This is a genomic window from Rhodococcus sp. IEGM 1306 (genome assembly GCF_036541985.1).
In the GTDB taxonomy this organism is placed as follows: domain Bacteria; phylum Actinomycetota; class Actinomycetes; order Mycobacteriales; family Mycobacteriaceae; genus Rhodococcus_F; species Rhodococcus_F qingshengii.
On record NZ_JAZHFF010000001.1, the window covers coordinates 1,136,612 to 1,159,190 of the forward strand.

The following is a 22,579-nucleotide window of genomic DNA, read 5'->3' on the forward strand; positions in this document are numbered from 1 at the left end:
CTCGGTGACGCTCCGAAATGACATGTCGAGCTTGCCGGTTCGACGTGACCGCGCGCTAACCGCATCTGAATCCTTCGACATCCGATTGGACTGAGAGGATGTCCTCAGTCGAGAACGTACTCATCGACAGCTGATCTGCCACAAAACAATCTACAGGTTTGTTTTGGAAATTGCCAGACAGTTGCGGAAAGTTGACTTTCGTCAGCGCTGAACGAGTGTGCTCACGATTGCGAGGTGGTCGGAGCCAGCGATCTCGACGGTATCGAACGTTGTCGCCGTCAGTTCGGGCGGGACGAGAATATGGTCGAGAGCGGCGAATGGCGGCCACGACCAGTTCGCGGGAAAGGTGTTCACGTAGAACCGACCAGCCTGCCTCGCGGCATCCTGCGTTCCACCATGCAGTAAACCTCGAAACTGTCTGTGATCGACGGTTGCGTTGAAGTCGCCGGCGATAACGAGTGGGTTGAGATTCGTGTCCAATAGTGCGCGGATTTGTGCGAGTTCATTGATCCAGTTCGTGGAATCCTGATCTTGTATCGGGGCTGTGATGTGTGTCGCCACCAGGTCGTATTTTCCGCCTTTGAATTCGATTGTTCCTGCGACGCAGGCAAACCCGAACCCTTCCATTTGACGGGGTTCGCTGATCGGGAATCGGCTCCACAGTCCGGTTCCTCGTGCGTCATTGTCTGGCCGGATGACGCTGAACGGGAAGATCCCGGGCATTCCTGCAACTTCCAGTGCGGCCGCAAAGGCCGGGGTCAATTCCTGTACCGCGACAGCGTCGACGTTGTGAAGTCTCGCTGCATCGACGACTGCGTCCACGTCGGCCGCACCCTTTGCGACATTGATCGACATGATTCGCATGGCCTCGCCTGTCCGAGGCGGGGTGACGGGCACCGCGACCTGTGTGCCGATTGCAAACATGATCATCGCCAGCCCGATGATCGAGCCGACCCACTCGCGAGTGGCGAGCAATGTCAGCGTTGCAGGCACCATTGCGAGCGGTAGGTATGGCACTGCGATCACCAGTGAAAGCAGTGCGGGGTTGCGTAGCGGCAAGTATCGAAGGACGAGCAGTCCTGCGCCCACGACGAGGGTGGTCCAGCATGCCCATTTCAGAAACGTCACAACCTCGGTTGTACCGCATCGGTGAAATGATCGCTGGGACGTTACTGGGGTACATTGGTCCACGACAGTCGGCGGGGGAACCGTCAAGTAAATAGCCAAAGAACAGACCGATAGTCTGTCAATCTGGGCTTTTGTGGCGACTGAGATGTTTTGGTCTGTGTGTCCAGGCGGTGGTCCGGACGCGAGCGGGACGGGAAATCGGCCGGCACGATGATTGGAGACGTGACCATGGTCACACGACATGGCCTCAATTCGAATAGCGGTGCGGTAAGCGTCGTCATGGCTTGTTATTCGATGGAGCGGTTGCGGGGGATAGTTGCTGCTGTTCATTCGATTGCAGCGCAGACCTTGCAGCCTGCCGAGATCATCGTTGCGGTCGACCACAATCGCTCGCTCGCGCACACCTTGCGCCGCGAAATGCCGGGCATCTGTGTGATCTCCTACGAGGACGGGCCTCGAGGTGCGTCTGGCGCTCGCAACGCTGGAGTTGCTGTCGTGTCGACGCCCTACACTGCCTTCATCGATGACGACGAGATTGCTGACAGCAGCTGGTTGTCGGAGCTGATCAAACCGTTCGCGGACGAGCGGGTCGTCGGGACGGGCGGACGGTACAGGGCAGTATGGCGATCACCCAAGCCTGATTGGTTTCCGGACGAATTCGGGTGGGTCGTCGGAGAATCGTTTCACGGAATGCCGATCGAGACCTCCCGTGTTCGCAACGTCTGGAGTGGCAGCATGGCCGTTCGTACAGCGGCTTTCCGCGCGGTCGGAGGATTTCGAGTCGGGTTCGGCAAGAGCGGCGAGCGATCGCAACCCGAGGATACCGACCTGTGTATCCGAATGGCGGAACTTGGCAACGACTTTCATTGGATGTACGTGCCGACATCGGTGATCGATCACGATATTCCTTTGGAACGCAGCACGTTTCGCTTCTTCCTGGCCCGCTGCTATTCCGAGGGGAAGGGAAAGATCGAACTGCGAGACGACCGGAACGGCTCGGAGGAACTCGACGATGAGCGTGACTACGTGCGCAGTGTTCTCACCAGCGGGCTTCGGCGATACGTCTTGGGGGGTCGGGTGTCCCTGTCGAGGGCAGGGGCCGTAGTTGCCGGAATCGTTTCGGCGGGTATGGGCGCCCTGTCCGCTATCGTGTGCAGGCGTCGGCACTTTGTAGGCCCGTGATGACGAACAAGGGACCGCGAATCTACGCGGATGCAGCGTCGATGGCGTCGTCCCAGGTCATCAATGCCGCACTAGGCATGGGATTTTGGGCAGTCGCGGCTGTAGTTTTACCGCCGGCACAGCTGGGCGTCATGACAGCGCTGCTTGCGCTCGTTACCGCTCCGGCAATGGTAATCGGTACCGGAGTCGGCGATGTCTTCAATTCGATGATGCCCGCAGCAGGTGCAAGCCTCGGCGCCGTGCACCGGCGAGGTCTGCGGGTGTTCTACATGTTGTCGGTTCCTGTGGGCGTCATTGCAGCAGTCGCGGCGGTTTGGTTCATTCCGGAAGTGAGGGGCTCGATTCCGGTTGCCTGCCTAGTGTTTGTGGGTGTTGTCGTCTGGGGCATGTTCATTCTGCAGAACAGCACTTTGACCAGTTTGGACGAGTCCCGGAAGCTGCCCTTGATCAACGGGATCGTCAGCGCTGGTCGCATTGGTGTTCTTCTCGCGTTGGTGTGGTTAGCGAATTGGCAACCGGTGGTCATGTCGACGGTCGTGGTAGGCGGAGCGTCGGTTGTGTTCATGCGGTTGATGATCGGCCGTATCGTCGAACGGCGATCGGCTACCTCGCCCCCTGGCCTGTGGACTGAAGGCAACGCGTCGGCTGAGGTCGTGAGAATGTGCAGGCAAGCTGTCCCGACCCAAGCCATGGGTGTCGGGGTGATCCTTCTGATGCCATTTCTCGTCACCGCCTATTCCGGTCCAGTTCAGGGCGCAGTTTTCTCTCTTTCGATGAGCATCGCACAGACTCTCGAATTCGTCGGCTCTGCCATGGGGACTTCCCTCGTGGTTCACGCCTCGAAGAACCCGAAAGATGGTTCCAAGATGGCGTTGGTTTTGTTTGTGAGGGTTTCTGTTCTGGTCGCGGTGGGCGGGGTATTGGTCTCGCTGGGTGCACCGATTATCTTCGGAATACTCGATCCCGAGTATCTGGATTTGGATGCCGAACTTGTCGTGATCATCCTTGCGATCGGGTCGTTGATGAGAACGATGTTCGTGGTGTGGTCTGCGTTGCAGCGAGCGAGGCGCGAGATCGGACCATTGGTGGTCATCAACGGTCTGTTCGCCGGACTTCTCATGGTGGTCTTGCCTTTCGCGTGCTTTCTCTGGGGAGCTGTGGGTGCTGCGGTTGCTGTCGGTGTGGCCCAGACGGCGGCTAGCATCGCCGCAGTCTTCGGGATAGCTCGGCGTCGAGATGCAATAAGAAGGCGGGTGTTTCAGTATGAGGTTTGAAGAAGATGTCAGAAATCAGGACGCCGGTGAGCCAGCCGCACAGGGCCTTCGGCGTGATGGACTCACGAATCTCGATCCGGTGATGACGCCGACGGCCGGAATCGAATTGTGGGCAGGGGTCATTTGGATAGGTCAGGTGGACGAGTGGGAGCTACTTGCATCGAGTGTCATCGAATTGACCGGGGGAACAGCGTACGGACGTGCTCGCCTGCTGGTCGCCCGACTCAACGGATCATTTGCCTTTGTCGAGGTTCAAGTCGCGAACGGAATGATCAGATCGAAGGAAGTACTGGCCTACTTGCCGGATTCCGAGCCTGTAACCACTTCACCGGCTCCCGAAGTGCCTGTCACATTGATCATTTGCACGATGAATCGACCGGACATGCTCCGTGAAGTTTTGACTTCACTCGCCGATCTCGACTACCGAAACTACGACGTGCTTGTCGTGGACAACGATCCTTCGTCCGGGTTGACACCGCCGATAGTGGACGCTTTTGCCGGAGTTCGGATCGTTGATGCGCCGGAACGTGGCCTGTCCAAGGCACGAAACATAGGCCTAGTTGCGGCCACTGAAGAGTTCGTGGCATTTACGGATGACGATGTCGTGATTGACAAGAACTGGCTCCGTGAGTTGGTCGGCGGATTCGCAGTCGCGGAGGACGTCCACATCGTCACAGGTCTCGTGCCGACAGGTGAGGTATCGACTCCTGCTCAAGCCTTTTTCGATCGTCGCGTGAGTTGGTCGAAGAATCTTGTGCGAACGACGTACCGCTTGTCAGCTCCGCCTGAGAACGACGCTCTGTTCCCTTTCCGTGTGGGCGATTTCGGGACGGGTGCCAATTTCGCGGTAAGACGATCCGTGATGCTCGAACTCGGCGGATTCGACGAGGGGCTAGGGGTGGGATCGCCGTCAGGCGGCGGTGAAGATATCGACATGTTCGTCAGGGTCATTCTCGACGGGGGTGCGCTGGTCTACGCGCCTGCTGCGCGAGTCTGGCACCGCCATCGCATCGATTCAGCGGGATTGAGTAAACAGATGGCCGACTACGGCCTCGGCTTGGGAGCCTGGTTGACGAAACTCGCTATGGATCCGCGAATAGCGATGATGTTGGCGACGCGTATGGTCAAGGGACTTTCGCACTTCGGGAGCGTCTCCCAACCTGAAGAAGGTCAGATTCGACTTACACCCGATCTTGACAAATTGCCTTGGATCGAGCGGCGCGCATTGTTGCGAGGCCCCGCAGCGTTGGTGCGCTCGCGTTTGGGGGGATTGCGGGGGCGACCACTTCTCCCGAAGGGAACGCGCCCGGTGCGCAGTTCGATAGCCGTCGAATTTCCCGGCGCTAGGTCGATTCGTCGGGCGACTGCGATGGTTGACGCGCGGTGGCCGACCGACGAGCACAGACTGGCAATTCTGGGATTGGTCGGTGGAGTTTGTGGTCTGGTCGGCGCCGGCCTGGGCGCGATCGGCGCTCTCACCGGTGTAGCCGTGATCGTTTTTGTCGCGGTCGGCCCGGGTGCGGCAATTATGTCGTACATGCCTGATCAACCTGGCTACGTACGGGTCGCAGCTGTTCCGGCCCTGGGGATCTCGATCGTCGTGCTGATGACATTCCTGATGACCACAATCGAGGAGTACTATCCCTTTTCGCAGCTCGTGATTCCCAGTCTCGCTACCATCGGAGCATCTCTAGTTCGACTTCTCACCCTCGATAATCGCCCGGAAGTTTCCGGTCGCGAAAACCTCAAGCGACGTATCGGGGCTGTCCTGTCGGGGTTCCGGCGGTCATGACGAGATTGAAGGAGCGTAACGAGCTGTCGTCGACGAAGTCATATGATGCTCCGACTGACCGGCTGACGATTGCTGTCGTATCCGACAGAAAGAGGCGCGATTGGATTTCGTGGGGGATTCTCGTTGCAGCACTGGTGAGTTGGTGGATCGCTGCCCCTTCGCTGTCGACTGCACAGGCGTCGGATTTCGGCCTGCTGTTCGCGGCGTCACCGTTCTTCGCCGGTGCAATCACTTTGTCGGTGATCGGCTTCGCAGTCGCAATGTCACGAAGGAACGACCGTGCAGCGTTCGGCGCGGTGGTGACTGTTGCGCTCGTGCAGAGGACCGCGACACTCATGGCGTCCGATGTGCCGCTGTATACCTGGACGTACAAGCATCTTGGGGTCACGGATCTGATCCAGCGAAGCCATTTCCTGGCACGAGGTGTCGATGTGTACAACGGGTGGCCTGGCCTCTTCACGGCAACGGCTTGGTTCTCTCGCGTTACCGGCGTGCCGGACATAACCGTTGCGAACTGGTTCGCGATCGCTGCGCATCTCCTCATGGTGATTCTGTTCTACTGCATGGCGAGGGCGTGGAGGCTGGATGTCCCGACCGCTATTTCCGCCACGTTTCTCTTCGAGGTGCTCAATTGGGTGGCGCAGGATTACTTCGCCCCTCAATCGCTGGCTCTGATCCTAGTTCTTGCGTTCTTAACCCTGGTTGGATCCTCGCGAGACCGACCTAACCTTGTCGTCGTCATGATCGTGGTCTTCTGCGCGATAGTAGTCACTCACCAACTCACTCCGTATTGGATGGGATTGATCCTGTTGGCGCTCATGATCTTTCGAATGCTTCGGCCGTGGTGGTTGACATTCGTGTTCGCTGCAATAGCCATTGGTTTCCTCATCTACAACTGGGACAGTGCAGGTGACTTTGCGAAATTCTCTTTCGACGTGACGTCGAACGCGAAGTCCAACCTCGCCGGAGCGAATCTCACGCCGACTGCAGGACAGGCATTTGCAAGTAAGACGATGCGTTTCTTGACTGTCGGACTGTTGGTTTCCTCCGCGGTCACGGCAATTATCATGTGGCGCAAGAAGATGCCGGTACTTGCTCTCGCGATTGTCGCGTTTTCTCCCCTCGCCATTCTGGCCGGGCAAGGCTATGGTGGTGAAGCGATCTTTCGTGTCTATCTTTACTGTTTGGTGGGTTGTTCCCTGCTGCTTGCATTTCCGGTCACTGCGATGCTCCGCGCGTGCCGAGCCTCGAGGATGAAGCTAATAGCGGCGGGCATCCTGCTCATCGGTGTCACGCTGTCTTCATCAGAAGCGTATTTTGGTGCGTGGTTCGCCTACTTGACGAAACCTGCAGTAGTCAAGGGCGCTTCCGAGGTGTTGGAGTCGGCGGATCCCTATGGTGTACTGAGGGTTCCGTCCCCGGCGTGGCCTGATCGGCCAACTCAGGCTTATCTGCGGTTGGCCGGCCTCGATCCGAAGTTCGATGTGCAACCGGAGGCCGCGACTCTTTTCTACGGTGCAGACTTTGCGACTGACGAAGAGTACGCGAAGTTCAATGAATACTTCGTCGCTGACCACCGGACAACGTACTTCGCGATTTCCGATCAAATGGTTTTCTACAATTGGTACTTCGGGCTCTCCCCACGGGACGCATTGCCGAATCTGGAGGCACGAATGCGGTTGGACCCGATGTGGAAAGTCTTCCTCGAAGGTAGTGGATTCGTAGTCTTCGAGCGAGTGGCCGTTAAGGATGAAAGTGGTAACGATGGCTGATCGCAGGCTGCGAATTCTTGCGTCGACGCTGACTCGCGATGTCACGGGTATCGAGCACAGTGTTATTCGGTTGCTCCCACGTCTCGGTGAGCAAGGTGTGAACGTTGTCATGGCCGCGCCCTCTGGTGGTGAGCTCGAACAGACGTGGAACGAGATGGGACTCGAATTCATACCGATGCCAGACGGGGCGCGTGTCGGTCTGCGTGATTCCTCTGGCGCTTCTCAGACTCCGGCGAAGTTGTTGTCGCAGATCCCGCGGTCTGCGACGTGGGTTTCAAAGCTTTTGGTACATGCTCGGCGTGCTGATGTCGTCCACTCGAATTCGCTCTTGTCACATCTGGATTGCGTTGCGGCTGGCAGGTTGGCGCGAACACCTGTTGTGCTCGAGATTCACGACATACTCGACCCGGGGCGAGGTCGGAGTCTGCTGAGTTCGGCCGTTCGTGGGGCCTCAGCCGCGATCGCAGTGAGTAATGCTGCACGGCAGCAGCTTTCGAAGGCGGCTCAGGGAAAGACGACAGTAGTTCCTCAGGGCGTCGATTCGGCGGTCTTTGCGCCAGGACCAGCTACGGTGCGAGCTGAGCTCACCGATGCCCCCGATTCTGCATTGGTCGCAGTCATTGGACGGGTCGACCCTGTCAAAGGAATCGACACCTTGATCGAGGCAGTATCCCAGATCCGTTCCCGCGGCAAGGACTTACATCTGGTCATCGTTGGCAGGTCGAGCCCGGGGAACGAGCGCTATGGCGAGAATCTTCGCCGAAAAGCTGCGGAATTGGCTCCTGGTGCTGTCAGATTTGTCGGACAACGGAACGATGTTGCGGCCATTTTGCGGTCGGTTGACATCCTGTGTGTTCCCTCCGTGCGAGAACCCTTCGGGCTCATAGCGATCGAAGCGATGTCAGTTGGTACTCCGGTGGTGGCCAGTCGGACCGACGGTTTCCTCGATTACGTCGTCGATGGTGAAAACGGACTGCTGTCCGTACCGGGTGATTCCGCAGACGTGGCCGGGAGAATTCTGTCCCTTCTGGATGACAGGCAGCTTCGCGCTCGGTTGGTGACCGGTGCACGCAGGTCGGTATTGGAGGACCACGCGGTCTCAGCGCGAGCTGATCGACTGATTGACGTCTATCGAAGGGTTGCGAAATGAGTGGGAGTACGCGTGTCGTGGTGCGGGCTGGGATGATTCTCTCGGTGGCCTCACTACTATTGGCTACTTCGTGCACCACCGGTGAACCCCCGAGTCCAATGATGCGAATGGTCTCAAGCGATTTCGGCACAGACGAATTCGATGGTGCTGCAGGGGATTCTCCTGACGCGGCGATGTGGGGATTCGATGTCGGGGGCGGAGGTTGGGGAAATCAGGAGAAGCAGATCTATACCGACAACGCCGAAAACGCGCGTTTGGATGGAAACGGTAATCTCGTGCTCGAAGCTCGTCGGGTCCTGGGGGGATTCACTTCGGCGAGGATCGTGACAAGGGACAAGTTTTCGTTCACCGAGGGCACGATTTCTGCCCGCATAAAGTTCCCGATGGCGCAGGGAATCCATCCGGCATTCTGGTTACTCGGCGAGAATTTGGCGACGGTGGGCTATCCGGAGAGCGGCGAGATCGATGTAATGGAGTTGGTGCACAATGCCACTGAGTATCACAACGCAATCCACGGTCCGTGGTCCGATCCTTCTGCACACACAGAAGGCAAGTGGAAGATGTCGTCGGATGGTTATCTCGGCGGTGATGCCTCGGACACCTTCCATGTCTACGAGGTGACGAGAAGATCTGACTCCATCTCGATCTTCATCGACGGTGTAATGGTGGGCGAGTATTTGCGCAGCGAGTCGCCGGACGGCTCCAAATGGGTATTCGACAAGCCGTTCTATGTCGTAATGAACATAGCGGTGGGCGGAGAATGGCCCGGGCCGACGGATGCAACCACCCCGGAGGTGTCGACCTTGACCGTCGACTGGATTCGATTCACGCCTTGAAAGTGAATAATGTCTAGGTACAAAATTTCTGCAGTTGATCAGATGCGGGTTCGTGATCGTGCGCTCGTCATCGGCGGACCAGTTGGTGTCATCTCGTCGAGTGATCTGCGGAGCGCGCTGATCGAGATTGCTCGGATCGGTCCGCAGACGAGGTTCGGATTGCGCGCGGATTCCTCTCGCCGTCGTTGGCTGTTCGATCCGGATGCTGTTGGCGCGGCAGTCGAAGAAGTTCCGCCCACCGACGCGGCGGACATTTCGAGATTTGCGACCGCCGTATTCAATTCGGATTTGACGCACTCGTCGATCCGAATCGTTGCGTCGGGGGAGTATGTTGCATGTTTGGGTTCGCACGGCATCTCCGACGGGATCGGTGGTTCGCGATTGTGGGCTGCCCTTGTCAGCACCGCTCAATCAGGGCAACTACCCTCATCTCTGCATACAGCGGAGTCGAGACTTCCTTTGTCGCGCACAATTATTCGGTCTTTTGCAGCTGATCCTCGGCGGCTCGGAGCGGCCGTTCGATGGCATTCGCACGTGCGTGGAACACGGATTGAGGCGGTTTCGGCGACTCGCCGAACGCCCTGGCGGCCCAACCCGGTCAGTCTTTCGCTCCCGATGGATCCGCAAGTTGCACGTCGACTAGTGTGCTGGCGCGACGAGCACGCACCGTCGGCGTCTCTGCGCGCGATAACACTGTTTGTTTTTCTTGCTGCCTTGCGAGGTCATGGAGTGGAAACCGCGTCCAATGCGCTCGTGTTGATGGACGCGCGCAGATATGCGCATCCGTCGACCGTGGTCAATGGTAATTTTGCTGTGGGGCAATATGTTCCGGTGGGTGAATCCGTGACTTTGTCGGAGGTCAGTCGGGGTATCGCGGGGGCACTCGTTTCGGGTCACCCGTTGCTGACCCTTTCAGCGATCAGTGCGAAGGCGACTGTAGCTTCGGTCCTCGGGAGGTCCCACGCCACGGTCGCCGAGGCGAGCGTGAGCATCAAGCCTCACGCCTTGGTTTCATACTCGGACATAGGTCGTCTTCCCAATTCGGATGAAATCAGATGGACAGGCGATCCGCTGTGTGTGGCGGCCACCGATCCATATGGAGCGGAAGGAATCGCGTTCCTCGGTGCAGAGATCGATGGGCGACGTCACTTTTCAGTTACCTTCCACAGCAACGTATTCGATACCGAAATGATCAGGAGGGTGCTTCGAGCGGTCGCTTGCGATCCCACCGCACTGCTGGATGAATGTCGGTAACTCCGCGTATCAGTTCTCGTGGAACCAACGTACGTAGTCGACAGTCATCGTGGATGGCCAAGGTGTGGTGGAATCGGTTAAACCTGGCCAGGTTCCACCAACGGCAATATTCAGTAAGGTGTATGCGGGAGCGTCGAACACCCATGCCTCCGCTCCGGATACCTGTGACCGATCGAGGTACAGCATTCGAACGCCGTCGATGTAGGTCTCGATTCGTCCGGGCCGCTTGAGTATCCCGTAGGTGTGGAATGCGGTGAAGTCGGTGCCGGGTCGTGCGCCGCCGACACTGCGGTCCCAAACTCCGGTCACTCGTGTTCCTGATTTGGTAGGGCCGTGCACGGCGCTCGTGTATGTCTTCGCATCGTTGATGGTTTCGATTGCGTCGATTTCGCCACAGCCGGGCCAACCGGCTGTATATAGATTCGTGCCGAGCGTCCAGAATGCCGGATGCATGCCCTTTCCTGCTGGCAGTTTTATTCGCGCCTCGACTAGTCCGTAAGTGAAGTCGACCTTGCCGAAAGTTCCAAGTCGTGCGGAAGTGATTGTGTTGCCTACTTTTTGGGCCTGAATGAGGAGATTTCCTTGCCCATCCAGTCTCGAGTTGGACCGCGAGTCGGTGTACACCTGCTTTTCGTTGTTCCCCCAACCTCCGCCGGTTTCGTAGCGCCAGATGGCTGGGTTGGGGGCTGAATTTGCAGGGCCATTGAACTCGTCGTATGCATAGACCGTAAAACGATCTGCTGCGCGTGCTGGCGACATAAGAGGAGGCAAGCTAATCGTTGCCGTCGCCAGAGTCGTTGAAAGAAGGGCAATTCGAAGAAGTGCTGAAATTCTCATGCGCAGATCGTATGGGCGAGATATCACCTTCGGGACCATTGATCCCAAGATTGTTATCGGTTCGATATATAAAATTACTCGAAGTTTGTTAGCAAGTGTGGTATCCAACCAATTGATCGACTATTTGGGGTTGAACAGTGTTTCGCCCCAGTAGCTCCCGTCGGCGAGACCGCCGGGGCAAGCGAAGACCGCAGAACCGACGTGCTGGATGTATTCGTTCAGCGCATCGTGTCGTGAAAGGTTTTGCTGCATCGGAACAAACTGCTCGACCGGATTCCGGCAGTACGCAACGAAAAACAGTCCCGCGTCCAGGTGGCCGAAGCCATCGGAGCCGTCCGTGAAGTTGTATCCGCGGCGCAAGATCTGAATCCCACCGAGTTCCTCGGCAGAGGCCAGGCGCACGTGTGAATCCTCCGGGATGACGAAGTCGTGTCCCATTTTGGAATCGAGATCGAGCTCGTCGAACTCGTCCTTGCCACCGAGCGGCGCTCCGCTCCGTTTGGAGCGGCCGATGACAGCTTCCTGTTCCTTGAGTACTGCGCGATCCCACTGCTCGATCAGCATGCGGATTCGTCTGGCGACGAGGAATGATCCGCCTGCCATCCAGGCCTGATCGTCAGTGGGATCAACCCAGACGTGCTGGGCGAGTGCGTTTGGATCTTCCGCCTTGATGTTGGCTGTTCCGTCCTTGAACCCGAACAGATTTCGTGGTGTCGCCTGCGTCGTCGAGGTCGAGGATGTTCGTCCGAACCCGAGTTGCGACCATTTGACCGACGCGGTCCCGAACGCGACTCGCGCGAGGTTGCGGATCGCATGGACGGCAACCTGGGGATCGTTGGCGCACGCTTGGATGGCGATGTCGCCCCCGCTCCGATTCGGGTCGAGGTTGTCCGCACGGAAGTGGGGGAGATCGAGCAGGGCAGCAGGTTTCTTGTCTGCGAGACCGAACCGGTCGTCGAAAAGTGACGGTCCGAATCCGATGGTCAGGGTGAGTTGCGACGGCGCGAGATCGAGTGCCTCACCCGTATCGCTCGGTGGTGCATACGGACCGTCGCCGGTCGCTCCGTCCTCGGTTGCTTCCTGACCCGCCGTCATTCGTTCGGCCATCGCCGTCCACGTCTGCAGCAGCGTGATCAGTTCGTCGCGCGACTTCGTCGTCACATCGAAAGCGACGAAGTGCATACGATCCTGGGCCGGCGTCGTGATGCCTGCCTGATGCTCGCCGCGAAAGGCCACCACGTCTGCGTGATCGGCGCCGGAACTCTCGTCGGCGGTCACCCGCCCGATGACGGCACCGGCACCGGCCAGGACGGCGCCGGCCCCCACCGCGCCGAACAGTCGGCGCCGTGAGACTGCGTGCGGTGCTGCGTTTTCCGCAGCGGGTGTGCCTTCTGGTGAATCAGTCATCTACTGTCCCGCGACTACTTCCTGGACCTGGCTGACCTCGGCGGACAGTGCATCGATTTTACGCGAGAGTTCCTGACGCTGCGCCTCGGTGACGGTGTCGTAGTACACGAATCCGTCGCCGACCCGGAACTGCGCCAGCGCAGCGTCGAGGTCGGCGAATCGGTCAGCGATGCGCTGGGCGAGCTCGGGATTACGTTCCTGCAGAATCGGGTTCAGTGCCGCGATCGCCGCTTGCGAGCCGTCGACGTTGGCCTGGAAATCCCACAGGTCGGTGTGCGAGAAGATGTCTTCCTCGCCGGTGATCTTGGAAGTCGAGATCTCGTCGAGCAGTCCTTGGGCGTCGCCGGCGATCTTGGTTGGATCGATCGTGTAATCCTCGGCATTCAGCTGGTCGGCAAGATACTGAATGTCTTCGAGCAGTTGATCGGCGACCGCGTTGGTATCCGGCTGAAGCCCGGTCACCCACAAATCTTTCTCGAGGCGGTGGAATCCCGTCCAGACCTGACCGGGCTCCAGATCCGCTTCGCGCAGGTCCAGCTTGGGATCGAGTTCGCCGAAGCTCTCGGCTTCGGGTTCGATGCGCTCGTAGTAGGTACGTGCGATCGGGAAGAGTGCCTTCGCCTGGTCGACGTTGCCGGACTGGACGGCGGCGACGAACTGAGCTGCGGTGTCCTGCAGCGCGACGATCTGGCTGCGGATGTACCTCCGGTAGCCGTCGGCAGCTTCGGCGAGTTGGCCGCTCTCGTCGGTGGCCGCCTGCGAATCGCCCGTGACGACGAAGTCCTGACGGATGCCGGTTCCGACCATGCCCGGCTTGCACGCGAGTTGATAGGTCGCAGCCTCGGGGAGGGAGACGATCAGCTGCCGGGTAAGGCCGGGGCCGATGTTCTCGACTTCGCCCATCGCTCGATCGCCCTCGGCGAAGACGTAGAACTCGGTGACCTTCGAGCCGTTGTTCGTCACCTGGAACGTCGAACTGCCAGTGGTTCCAGTGGTGGCACTGACGTCACACGAATCGTCGGTGGCCGTGACGACGATGTCGCCGTCGCTCGCGGTCGTCTTCTCGGTGCATGCGGCGAGGGAGAAGGGAAGTACCGCGGCCGTGGCCAGTACGAGGGTGGATTTACGCATGTCGGCAATGCCTCTCAGGATTTTTCGGGAACGTGTGTGTCGTGCGCAGGCGGGGTTGTCGGTTCCGATGGGCTCGACGGAAGGGGACGTAGGAAGAGCGCGAGGACGACTACGAGGTAGACGACCCATGCGACGGCTTGCAGGACGGTCGGGTCCGGGCGGAAGTTGAAGATTCCGGCGAGGACGGTGCCGTACCAGGTCGACGGGTCGTAGCCGGGTGTCAGGTTGAACGCGAGATTCGAACCGCCCGGCAGGACGTTTCCGGTCTGCAGAGCGCGAACACCGTACGAGAGGATTCCGGCGGCTACGACGATGAGGAAGATCGCCGTGTACCGGAAGAACGTCGTCAGGTTGAGACGGAGGGCGCCGAAGTACATGGCGACGGTCAAGACGGCGGCCAGGAGAATTCCGAGGAGCAGTCCGACCAACGGCCAGGAGCTGCCTGCGGTGTTCTCGGCGTAACCGACCATGAGCAACGCAGTCTCGACGCCTTCACGACCGACCGCGAAGAACGACAGCGACAAGATGGCGACGGGTCCGGCGATCAACGCCTTCTCCATCCCCGCTTTCAGATCTCCGGAAATGTTTTTGGCGGCCGTGCGCATCCACAAGACCATGATCGTGACGATGACGACGGCGATCAGGGAGGCAACGCCCGCGATGATCTCTGCGGTCAGGCCGTCGACCGTCGACGTTCCGTAGTGGATCGCGAAGAAGATGATCGCCACCATCGCGACGGCGATCGCGACGCCGAGCCACACCCATTTCAGTGCGTCCTTGCGCTGGGCCTTCACGAGGTAGGCGGCGAGAATCATCACCACGATGCCCGCTTCGAGGCCTTCGCGCAGACCGATCAGGCCACTGCCGAATAGCTGGGTGGCAACTGATGGTGTGCTCGCGGCAGCGAGTACCGACACGGGCACGGGCGACTCCTGACTGAGTGAGTGCAACAGCTTCTGACGAAACGCATGAGGCTAGGCCAGCCTTAACTCAGAAGAAGATACTCCATCATCGACGGCGAACCATGCTCTCACCTGTACTTTTGCTGTTCTTTACCAATGGATTCGGGAGTAGTTCACTCGCATGTGGATGATGGAGGGGTGTACCGAACTCCCGCAGCCCGCAGAAGTCCCCGGCGTCTCTCGCGAGCCGTAGCAGCAGTAGCTGCCGGAACAGCTTTGCTGGGCGCAGGCGTCGTGGCTTGCGGATCGAACGAACCGAAGGTTGCTATTCCCGAGGGCATACCCCCAGGTACCGGCTCTCCGACGCCGCCGATCGACATCAATGCTCCCGGCCGCAGTGCTGATCAACTCGCCGACTGGGCAGCGGGATTGTCGGACGACATCGGGATCGGGACGACGGCACTCGAGGCCTACGGGTACGCCGCCGCGGTGATGGCCGAGACGCTTCCCGGCTGCGGAATCGGGTGGACAACTTTGGCCGGTATCGGCAGCGTCGAGAGCCGCCACGGGACCTACGACGGCTCGTCGGTCGACGCGTTCGGCCAGGTTGCTCCGATCATTCGGGGAATCCCTCTCGACGGTGGCCCGGGAGTTGCCGAGATCCCCGACACCGACGGCGGGGCGATGGACGGCGATCCAGTGCACGACCGTGCGATGGGGCCCATGCAGTTCATCCCCGAGACGTGGCTCAAATGGGGAGTCGACGCCAACGGCGACGGCCGGGTGGACCCCGACAACATCGACGACGCTGCCCTCACGGCCGCCCGCTACCTGTGTGCACGCGGGGGAGACCTCACTTCCGCTGCCGGATGGCAGCAGGCACTGATGGCGTACAACCTCTCGGGCGACTATCTCGCGCTCGTTCGTGATCGTGCGTCGGCGTATTCAGTCGGGGTACGGCCGGACTGACGGTGATCGATCCGCAGGTCGGACCCGTGACCGCGCGTCGATAAAGAAGCCTTCGGCCCGTGCGGTTAGGCTGTGTGCTGGCACTACAGAGGTGCTGGCACTGCAGAGGCCCAGCCGCGATCGTGGTCCTCTTTCGACCGGAGGGGTCGGAGCCCAAGTGTCAAGCACGCAGAGCGTGCCCCAATGCGAAGCCCATTCGAAGGAGAACCACACAGTGGCCAGTATTGAGCAGGTCGGAGCTCGCGAGATCCTTGATTCCCGTGGTAACCCCACGGTTGAGGTCGAGGTTCTGCTCGAAGACGGAAGTTTCGCCAGGGCTGCGGTGCCGTCCGGCGCTTCGACGGGTGAGCACGAAGCCGTCGAACTGCGCGACGGTGGCGCACGCTACGGCGGAAAGGGCGTCGAGAAGGCCGTGGAGGCTGTGCTCGGCGAGATCGCTCCTGCCATCATCGGCATCGACGCAACCGAGCAGCGCACGGTCGACCAGGCGCTGCTCGACGCGGACGGCACCCCGGACAAGTCGCGTCTCGGCGCAAACGCTCTGCTCGGTGCCTCGCTTGCCGTGGCTCGCGCCGCCGCCGAGTCCTCGGGCCTCGAGCTGTTCCGCTACGTCGGTGGCCCCAACGCTCACGTTCTCCCTGTCCCGATGATGAACATCCTCAACGGTGGCGCACACGCAGACACCGGTGTCGACGTCCAGGAGTTCATGGTTGCTCCCATCGGCGCACCGAGCTTCAAGGAATCGCTGCGCTGGGGCGCCGAGGTCTACCACTCCCTGAAGTCGGTTCTCAAGGAGAAGGGCCTCTCCACCGGTCTCGGCGACGAAGGCGGATTCGCGCCCGACGTCGCAGGCACCAAGGAAGCACTCGACCTCATCACGATCGCCGTGAACAAGACCGGCCTCAAGCTGGGTACCGACGTCGCGCTCGCTCTCGACGTCGCTGCCACCGAGTTCTACACCGACGGCACCGGCTACAAGTTCGAGGGCAAGAACCGCACCGCGGCCGAGATGGCGGCGTTCTACGCCGAGCTCATCGACGCCTACCCGCTCGTTTCCATCGAGGATCCGCTCGACGAAGACGACTGGGACGGCTGGGTCGCACTCACCGATCAGATCGGCAACAAAATCCAGCTCGTCGGCGACGACCTCTTCGTCACCAACCCCGAGCGCCTCGAAGAAGGCATCGTCAAGGGTGCGGCCAACGCACTCCTGGTGAAGGTCAACCAGATCGGCACCCTGACCGAGACCCTCGACGCCGTCGATCTCGCTCACCGCAACGGCTACAAGACGATGATGAGCCACCGTTCCGGCGAGACCGAGGACACCACCATCGCCGACCTCGCGGTTGCCGTCGGCAGCGGCCAGATCAAGACCGGTGCTCCGGCACGCAGCGAGCGCGTTGCCAAGTACAACCAGCTGCTGCGCATCGAGGAAAACCTCGGCGACGCAGCACGTTACGCCGGCGAGGTTGCGTTCCCGCGCTTCGCTTTCGAGGCCTGACGGAAATCTAAGATTCAGTAGTGTCTGCACAGCGCGGTAAGCCACGATCCCCCGGCGGAAGTCCGGGGGGTCGTGGTTCCCGTCGTGGGGACACACCGTCGCGTGCGCGTCGGGACAGCGCCCGACGCCCGCGCGTGTCGGAACCTTCGGTAGATCCGGAAGCAGTCGATTCCGCTGTGACAGACCCCGCGCAACCGGGGGTCTCCGCCGAGAAAGCGTCGGCGCGAGGGTCGAAGTCGGCCCGGGGGAAGAGCGGAACCAACAAGTTCTGGTCTCGGCTTCCGAAGTCGGACAACACCATTTTCGGCTTGTCCACCAGTCGGGCAGTTGTGCTCGCGATGGTTGTGCTCATGCTGGCGCTGACACTGGCAGTGCCGCTCCGTACTTACATCAGCCAGCGTTCGGATGCCGCGCAGGTGGCGGCCGAACGTCAGGTACTCGAGGAAGAACTGCGAAAGCTGCAAGGGCAGAACGCGCGCTTCGACGACCCTGCGTACATCGAAGCTCTTGCACGAGAACGCCTTCGGTACGTCAAACCGGGCGAGACCCCGTTCCAGGTTCAGCTTCCCGGTGACTACAAGGAACCCGAGAAGAAGCAGGAAAAGGAAACACCGCTCACAGGTCCGTGGTATCGCGATCTGTGGCAAACGATTTCGGAACCGCCAGTGGTTCCCGAGACGACGACACCGGCCCCGATGCCGTTGGCGCCGATAGAGCCAGAAGAACAAGGAGTACCCACCGGGTGAGCAACACGTCCGAAAATTCCCCACAGGTTTCACAAGCGGATCTCGACGCCGTTGCCGCTCAATTGGGCCGTGAGCCACGCGGAGTGATCGAGATCGCGTACCGCAGCCCGGACGGTCAGCCGGGCGTGGTCAAGACCGCCCCCAAACTTCCGGACGGAACACCGTTCCCGACGTTGTACTACCTCACGGACCCGCGACTGACTGCCGAAGCGAGCCGTCAGGAATCCGCCGGCGTCATGCGTGAAATGACCGAACGCCTGACCCAGGATCCGGAACTTGCCGCGGCCTATCGACGGGCATACGAGTCGTACCTTGCCGAGCGTGACGCGATCGAATCTCTGGGAACCGACTTTGCCGGCGGTGGGATGCCGGATCGTGTCAAGTGCCTGCACGTGCTGATGGCACATTCGCTTGCCAAGGGACCCGGCGTCAATCCGCTCGGTGACGAGTCCGTCGCGTTGGCCGGTCACGGAAAGCTGCGCGGCACTGCAATTCCCGCGGACTGGCCTGGCATCGACGATGCCGACAACACCGACCGGTGACTCGCCGTGTCGCCGCAGTCGATTGCGGTACCAACTCCATTCGACTGCTGATCGCCGACGTCGGCGCCGACGGTCGTCTGGTGGATGTCCGGCGCGAGATGCGCGTCGTGCGACTCGGTCAAGGTGTTGATGCGACAGGGACATTCGCGCCCGAGGCCATCGAACGCACCCGGATCGCGCTGGTCGAGTACGCGTCGATGATCGCCGATGCCGGAGCAACCGCCGTTCGCATGGTCGCCACCTCGGCTACTCGCGACGCTGCGAATCGGGAAGAATTCTTCACGATGACGCGGGACGTGCTCGGCGCGGTGATTCCCGGATCCGGAGCAGAGGTCATCACCGGCGACGAAGAGGCGCGCCTCTCGTTCAGCGGTGCTGTGGGAGAACTCGATCCGTCGGAGGGCCCCTTCGTGGTGGTCGATCTCGGCGGCGGATCCACCGAAGTTGTCCTCGGCGACACGTCGGGCGTCCAGGCTGCGTACTCCACCGACATCGGCTGTGTGCGCGTCACGGAGCGTTGCTTACCGTCGGATCCGCCTACAGCAGAGCAGGTTTCCGAGGCGACGGCTTTCGCGACCGCGAAACTTGCCGAGGCGTTCGAGGCCGTACCCGTCGAGAAGGCGCACACGTGGGTGGGTGTCGCTGGAACCATGACGACGCTGGCCGCGATCGCGCAGGATCTTCCGGAGTACGACGCCGAGAAGGTGCACCTGTCGAGGATTTCGTTCAATCAACTGTTCGACGTGTGCGAGCGTCTCATTGCTATGCCTCGGGTTGATCGTGCTGCCTTCGGCCCGATGCATCCGGGGCGGGTGGACGTCATCGGCGGCGGAGCGATCATCACCACGGTGCTGGCTCAAGCGTTCGAAGCCGAAGCCGGGATCACCGAACTGGTTGTCAGCGAACACGACATACTCGACGGCATCGCGATGTCGGTAGCTCAGACCGACCCGATAGTCTGATCCCTGCCGCACCCGACCCGTCGGGTGCGGCAAGGCCCCCATAGCCCAATTGGCAGAGGCAACGGACTTAAAATCCGTCAAGTGTCGGTTCGAGTCCGACTGGGGGCACCACGTAGATCCTCCTGCACATTGAATCGAAAAACCCCGCTCGTCCTCTTCGGGCGGGCGGGGCTTTCCGTGGAGCAGCAACTGACCACCAAGTGGCTACTGAGCCCAGACGGTCGTCCCGGCAGGAGCATTCAGCGTGTTGACGAGATCGATGCCGGCTACGACAGCCGCGCCGCCGCCGCCGAGGATCGTTCCGGCGACACCGCCGATTCCGGCGCCTGTTGCGAGGCCACCCAGACACAGTGCCGCGGCGACGGGGAGTCCGACGATGGTCAAGCCCAGCGGAGCGCCGACAGCGCAACCGATTCCGGCGCCGACGATGGTGCCGAGCAGGCTGCCGACCTGAGTGCCGAGTCCGAGTTGGCTCTGGAAGTGCGCAATCGCCCGATCATTCTCCTCGGGCGAGGCGACGGGCGTCCATTCTTTTGCCGCAGGCGCACTCTCGGGTCGAGGTGTTGCCTTCGCCGAATCGGTGATCGGTGTCAGCGTGAGGGTCTTACCGTCTTCACTGATCGTGCGATCGAAGGGGAACTGTAGATCCCCGAGGTTGTATGCGAGAGGCAGGGAAACAAGGTCGGCTCCCTTGCTGTCCTGCAAGACGACGGACTTGCCGTCGCCGGACACCTTGAACAACCCGGCGTCGATGGTGGTGACGATCGACTTGTCGACGACCTTCGCTTCGTAATTCACGTCGGTCGACGGATCAGCTGATGCGATCCCTGTTGATGCTCCGACTGCAGTGACCGCTAGAGCAGTCACAGCCGCCTTCTTGAAGAAACCCATAGTTCAACCCCGTGTTCGCCTGCGTGTGCTCGCAGAAACTCGACAACTTCGGACATTGGTAAACCCCCGACAAAGCCTTCGTATTAAAGCAGACCGAAGTGACGGAAGGGATAGTTGCGCTCGGGCCGACCGGAAGCGGCCGGTGCAATCGAATGTGCAGCGTGCAGTACCAAGTTGTCGAACATGTGTGCGAAAATGTGGAGATGCGGTTGACCGAGCAATCCCCGGACTGCTGCCCCAACGGACACCGGCTCACGGCGAACACATGCCTTGTCGGTTGGGAGGTCTGCGGGTGTGCCTCGGCGGAGAATGGCGGACACAGGACCCATTACTGCAGGCGATGTGGTGAAACTGTCCGGACGCCGGAGTGCGTAGGCGTGAATCCGCAGAAAAGTCGGTGGAGTTGAAGTGCTGTTACGTTGTGTTTCAAAGAGATTGGCGAGAGCCTCACCCGGCGGATCGGTGCCGGGTGAGGCTTGTGGATCAGGTAGGCGGCGCGACGGGTGCGTCGCTGCTTCCTCCCGAGCTCCCGCTCGACGAGCCGGTGCCGAACAGTAGGCCGAAGAAGCCGGAGATTGCGCCGAAGAAATCGAACATGGGCGAGCCTTTCGCGAGGACGAATGCGGTCACGACAAGTGGCCGACTTGTGGTGGTGTTCAGAGAAGTTCCGTCGACATTGACGGCAAAGGCGTCGGACGAAGGCCGACTGCCGGATGAAATGTACGATTCGCCCCGGTTTGATACAAGTCTTTCCCGAGTAACAGTTACTTGAGGCTTAAATTATCGGGGGTGCCTGCCTGATCTGGGGTGCCTGCCTGATCTGGGGTGCCCTGCCTGCTTGGGTGGGGCAACCAGGCAGGGCAGTGGTTGGCCGTCCCTCTCAATACCGACCTACGGCGAACCATCGGCGTTGAAACTACCCACAGTTCGTGACGTGCGCCACTTACGTACCGGTACCTTCGTTAGCCGAGGTCGGACGTTGCGGCGAAGGCGGTCGTCGACGTCCCCGCGGGGACGTGGTTCATCGAGAAATCGCGGTCCCGATCAGGGTTGACGACGCTTGCCAACAGGAGCATGGCGGCGACAAAGAGAACTCCTGCGGCGAGGTAGGCGATTCTCACGGGCAGGCGCGGGCGTCGATCTGAATTCGTGGACATTCACGTTCTCCATCGGTGCATGTTGGACGAACGCCTAGTTTAACGATCAACTAATGAAAGGGTGCGAACAGTGACGCAAGATACGAAAAGGCCCTCGATCTCGGGGGAAATCGAGGGCCTTTCCGGTCGAACGTCGGCGCCGCCAAGCACATAGCGTCACCGACCCACTATCGGTGTCGAGCGTGACCCCTCATGTCCGACCCCACTTCTCGACACTATCCAGTAACTTGCGACATTGTGGATGATTCGGACATTGTCGTTCGGATGGGGGAGATCCCGTCCGCAGCCCCTACTTTCGTCCGGCAGCCCATTTCATTCCCCAGTTGTAGGCCCGATCGAGATCTGACTGACTGCCGTTGATGTACTGAACTTCGCGCGTCACCGTCACGCCTTGACCTGAACTCTGGATGAGAGCGATCGCGCACAGTCGCTCCTGGTTGCTGGCGGAGTCGAGTCGCACTTCCACCTCCGGCCCGTTGGTGGGATACAAGGTGACGACGCCGTCCACCGCCGCCCAGTTGGGAGCGCCGTCGTAGATCATCGCGAAGATCAGGATTCGCCGGAAAGCGCTTGGGTCACCAAGATTGACGTGCATGTTCTCGCCGCCGGTGTTCGCACCACTGCGGTCGTCGCCGTCGAGGGAGATGTAGGGCGGAGAAGTCAGTGAACCGAAACTGTTACCCAAGGCCTGAACTACTCCCTTGGACCCGTCGGCAAGTTCGTAGAGGCATCCGAGGTCCAGGTCGACCGCACCAGAGCCTGCGCCGGCGAGCTTGGCGAGAAAACCGGTCTTCTTCGGTGGTGCCCCCTGTGACCAGTTGAGGTTCACGCGCATATTGCCTTGTCGTTCACCCGCCTTCGCGAGGTTGACCGTCGGCGCCGATTTTGTGAGCGTGATCTTGCTCAAGCTGACCGGCGCTTGCGACGGAGTGGACTCGCCGGAACGTCGGGTGTAGTCGATTGCCATCGTGATAGTCCTTGTCTGAACTCGAATGAGTCCGATCGTGTTACCCGTCGAGGAATCTCCACCGACGTGATCGGCGATCTCCGGCCATTGTCCCTCATGTCTGATTTCAACCCATGGGCATCAAACTTGCGGCGCCAACTTGCGGCAGACCAGCAGTTTGCTGATTACTGTGTCTGTGG

At 60.3% G+C, this 22,579-nt stretch carries 20 protein-coding genes and 1 tRNA gene; 13 read left to right on the top strand and 8 right to left on the bottom strand.

Translation table 11 applies throughout. The features are described 5' to 3' along the window. Positions 1-201: 201 nt before the first annotated feature. The gene (locus V3587_RS05620) at positions 202-1,128 is read right to left on the bottom strand and encodes an endonuclease/exonuclease/phosphatase family protein (RefSeq protein ID WP_052416977.1); all 927 of its coding nucleotides are present in this window, start codon (positions 1,126-1,128) and stop codon (positions 202-204) included. Between the two features lie 228 nt (positions 1,129-1,356). Between V3587_RS05620 and V3587_RS05625 the strand changes: the two genes are divergently transcribed. From V3587_RS05625 to V3587_RS05655, 7 genes are all read left to right on the top strand, one after another. Continuing rightward, on the top strand, positions 1,357-2,310 hold the full coding sequence (locus V3587_RS05625; protein ID WP_042449210.1) for a glycosyltransferase: 954 nt from the start codon (positions 1,357-1,359) through the stop codon (positions 2,308-2,310). After that, positions 2,310-3,584, top strand: coding sequence for a hypothetical protein (locus V3587_RS05630; RefSeq protein ID WP_064443930.1), 1,275 nt, complete (start codon positions 2,310-2,312; stop codon positions 3,582-3,584). Before V3587_RS05625 ends, V3587_RS05630 begins: the two co-directional genes overlap by 1 nt. Further along, complete coding sequence (locus V3587_RS05635) at positions 3,574-5,376, top strand: glycosyltransferase family 2 protein (protein ID WP_283376195.1); 1,803 nt, start codon at positions 3,574-3,576, stop codon at positions 5,374-5,376. The genes V3587_RS05630 and V3587_RS05635 overlap by 11 nt, the downstream gene beginning before the upstream one ends. Then, entirely contained in the window at positions 5,373-7,148 is a 1,776-nt protein-coding gene (locus V3587_RS05640) for a hypothetical protein (RefSeq protein WP_052416974.1), read from the top strand. Before V3587_RS05635 ends, V3587_RS05640 begins: the two co-directional genes overlap by 4 nt. After that, on the top strand, positions 7,141-8,298 hold the full coding sequence (locus tag V3587_RS05645; protein WP_042448895.1) for a glycosyltransferase family 4 protein: 1,158 nt from the start codon (positions 7,141-7,143) through the stop codon (positions 8,296-8,298). The genes V3587_RS05640 and V3587_RS05645 overlap by 8 nt, the downstream gene beginning before the upstream one ends. Before the next feature lie 32 nt (positions 8,299-8,330). Then, positions 8,331-9,134, top strand: coding sequence for a glycoside hydrolase family 16 protein (locus V3587_RS05650; protein ID WP_037132772.1), 804 nt, complete (start codon positions 8,331-8,333; stop codon positions 9,132-9,134). 729 nt (positions 9,135-9,863) lie between these two features. Further along, complete coding sequence (locus tag V3587_RS05655; protein WP_144245859.1) at positions 9,864-10,388, top strand: hypothetical protein; 525 nt, start codon at positions 9,864-9,866, stop codon at positions 10,386-10,388. Between the two features lie 9 nt (positions 10,389-10,397). Here the strand turns inward: V3587_RS05655 and V3587_RS05660 are convergent, their stop codons facing one another. From V3587_RS05660 to efeU, 4 genes are all read right to left on the bottom strand, one after another. Further along, entirely contained in the window at positions 10,398-11,225 is an 828-nt protein-coding gene (locus V3587_RS05660) for a glycoside hydrolase family 16 protein (RefSeq protein ID WP_052416980.1), read from the bottom strand. A 120-nt stretch (positions 11,226-11,345) separates the two neighbouring features. Beyond that, positions 11,346-12,632 carry an iron uptake transporter deferrochelatase/peroxidase subunit gene (gene efeB / locus V3587_RS05665; RefSeq protein ID WP_003946328.1) on the bottom strand — a complete coding sequence of 429 codons (1,287 nt, stop codon included), beginning with the start codon at positions 12,630-12,632 and terminating at the stop codon, positions 11,346-11,348. Then, positions 12,633-13,763, bottom strand: a complete 1,131-nt coding sequence (gene efeO, locus V3587_RS05670; RefSeq protein ID WP_003946291.1) for an iron uptake system protein EfeO — start codon at positions 13,761-13,763, stop codon at positions 12,633-12,635. It abuts the gene before it with no gap. 14 nt (positions 13,764-13,777) lie between these two features. Then, entirely contained in the window at positions 13,778-14,680 is a 903-nt protein-coding gene (gene efeU / locus V3587_RS05675; protein ID WP_003946279.1) for an iron uptake transporter permease EfeU, read from the bottom strand. Between the two features lie 141 nt (positions 14,681-14,821). On the opposite strand from efeU, the gene V3587_RS05680 reads away from it, so the two are divergent. From V3587_RS05680 to V3587_RS05705, 6 genes are all read left to right on the top strand, one after another. Further along, positions 14,822-15,634: a lytic transglycosylase domain-containing protein gene (locus V3587_RS05680; RefSeq protein ID WP_116058051.1), complete on the top strand. Its 813-nt coding sequence runs from the start codon at positions 14,822-14,824 to the stop codon at positions 15,632-15,634. Between the two features lie 214 nt (positions 15,635-15,848). Beyond that, positions 15,849-17,135, top strand: coding sequence for a phosphopyruvate hydratase (eno, locus tag V3587_RS05685; protein WP_003946309.1), 1,287 nt, complete (start codon positions 15,849-15,851; stop codon positions 17,133-17,135). 176 nt (positions 17,136-17,311) lie between these two features. Next, positions 17,312-17,881, top strand: a complete 570-nt coding sequence (locus tag V3587_RS05690) for an FtsB family cell division protein (protein WP_019744627.1) — start codon at positions 17,312-17,314, stop codon at positions 17,879-17,881. Continuing rightward, positions 17,878-18,423: a DUF501 domain-containing protein gene (locus tag V3587_RS05695; protein ID WP_003946286.1), complete on the top strand. Its 546-nt coding sequence runs from the start codon at positions 17,878-17,880 to the stop codon at positions 18,421-18,423. Before V3587_RS05690 ends, V3587_RS05695 begins: the two co-directional genes overlap by 4 nt. Next, positions 18,420-19,385 carry a Ppx/GppA phosphatase family protein gene (locus V3587_RS05700; RefSeq protein WP_054188772.1) on the top strand — a complete coding sequence of 322 codons (966 nt, stop codon included), beginning with the start codon at positions 18,420-18,422 and terminating at the stop codon, positions 19,383-19,385. The genes V3587_RS05695 and V3587_RS05700 overlap by 4 nt, the downstream gene beginning before the upstream one ends. Positions 19,386-19,419: 34 nt before the next feature. Beyond that, a tRNA-Leu gene (locus V3587_RS05705) sits at positions 19,420-19,496 on the top strand. Positions 19,497-19,589: 93 nt separating this feature from the next. Here V3587_RS05705 and V3587_RS05710 read toward each other — a convergent pair. The 3 genes from V3587_RS05710 to V3587_RS05720 form a co-directional block, all read right to left on the bottom strand. Continuing rightward, complete coding sequence (locus V3587_RS05710; protein WP_042448887.1) at positions 19,590-20,276, bottom strand: hypothetical protein; 687 nt, start codon at positions 20,274-20,276, stop codon at positions 19,590-19,592. A gap of 962 nt (positions 20,277-21,238) precedes the next feature. Continuing rightward, the gene (locus V3587_RS05715) at positions 21,239-21,433 is read right to left on the bottom strand and encodes a hypothetical protein (RefSeq protein ID WP_007728824.1); all 195 of its coding nucleotides are present in this window, start codon (positions 21,431-21,433) and stop codon (positions 21,239-21,241) included. Positions 21,434-21,722: 289 nt separating this feature from the next. Then, on the bottom strand, positions 21,723-22,400 hold the full coding sequence (locus V3587_RS05720; RefSeq protein WP_007728823.1) for a TerD family protein: 678 nt from the start codon (positions 22,398-22,400) through the stop codon (positions 21,723-21,725). Between the last annotated feature and the right edge of the window lie 179 nt (positions 22,401-22,579).

Bases quoted from the DNA above. Each gene is read 5' to 3' on its own strand.
- V3587_RS05625 (WP_042449210.1), top strand. From the start codon at position 1,357: ATGGTCACACGACATGGCCTCAATTCGAATAGCGGTGCGGTAAGCGTC.
- V3587_RS05630 (WP_064443930.1), top strand. From the start codon at position 2,310: ATGACGAACAAGGGACCGCGAATCTACGCGGATGCAGCGTCGATGGCG.
- V3587_RS05635 (WP_283376195.1), top strand. From the start codon at position 3,574: ATGAGGTTTGAAGAAGATGTCAGAAATCAGGACGCCGGTGAGCCAGCC.
- V3587_RS05640 (WP_052416974.1), top strand. From the start codon at position 5,373: ATGACGAGATTGAAGGAGCGTAACGAGCTGTCGTCGACGAAGTCATAT.
- V3587_RS05645 (WP_042448895.1), top strand. From the start codon at position 7,141: ATGGCTGATCGCAGGCTGCGAATTCTTGCGTCGACGCTGACTCGCGAT.
- V3587_RS05650 (WP_037132772.1), top strand. From the start codon at position 8,331: ATGATTCTCTCGGTGGCCTCACTACTATTGGCTACTTCGTGCACCACC.
- V3587_RS05660 (WP_052416980.1), bottom strand. From the start codon at position 11,225: ATGAGAATTTCAGCACTTCTTCGAATTGCCCTTCTTTCAACGACTCTG.
- efeB (WP_003946328.1), bottom strand. From the start codon at position 12,632: ATGACTGATTCACCAGAAGGCACACCCGCTGCGGAAAACGCAGCACCG.
- efeO (WP_003946291.1), bottom strand. From the start codon at position 13,763: ATGCGTAAATCCACCCTCGTACTGGCCACGGCCGCGGTACTTCCCTTC.
- V3587_RS05680 (WP_116058051.1), top strand. From the start codon at position 14,822: ATGGATTCGGGAGTAGTTCACTCGCATGTGGATGATGGAGGGGTGTAC.
- V3587_RS05710 (WP_042448887.1), bottom strand. From the start codon at position 20,276: ATGGGTTTCTTCAAGAAGGCGGCTGTGACTGCTCTAGCGGTCACTGCA.
- V3587_RS05715 (WP_007728824.1), bottom strand. From the start codon at position 21,433: ATGTCCACGAATTCAGATCGACGCCCGCGCCTGCCCGTGAGAATCGCC.
- V3587_RS05720 (WP_007728823.1), bottom strand. From the start codon at position 22,400: ATGGCAATCGACTACACCCGACGTTCCGGCGAGTCCACTCCGTCGCAA.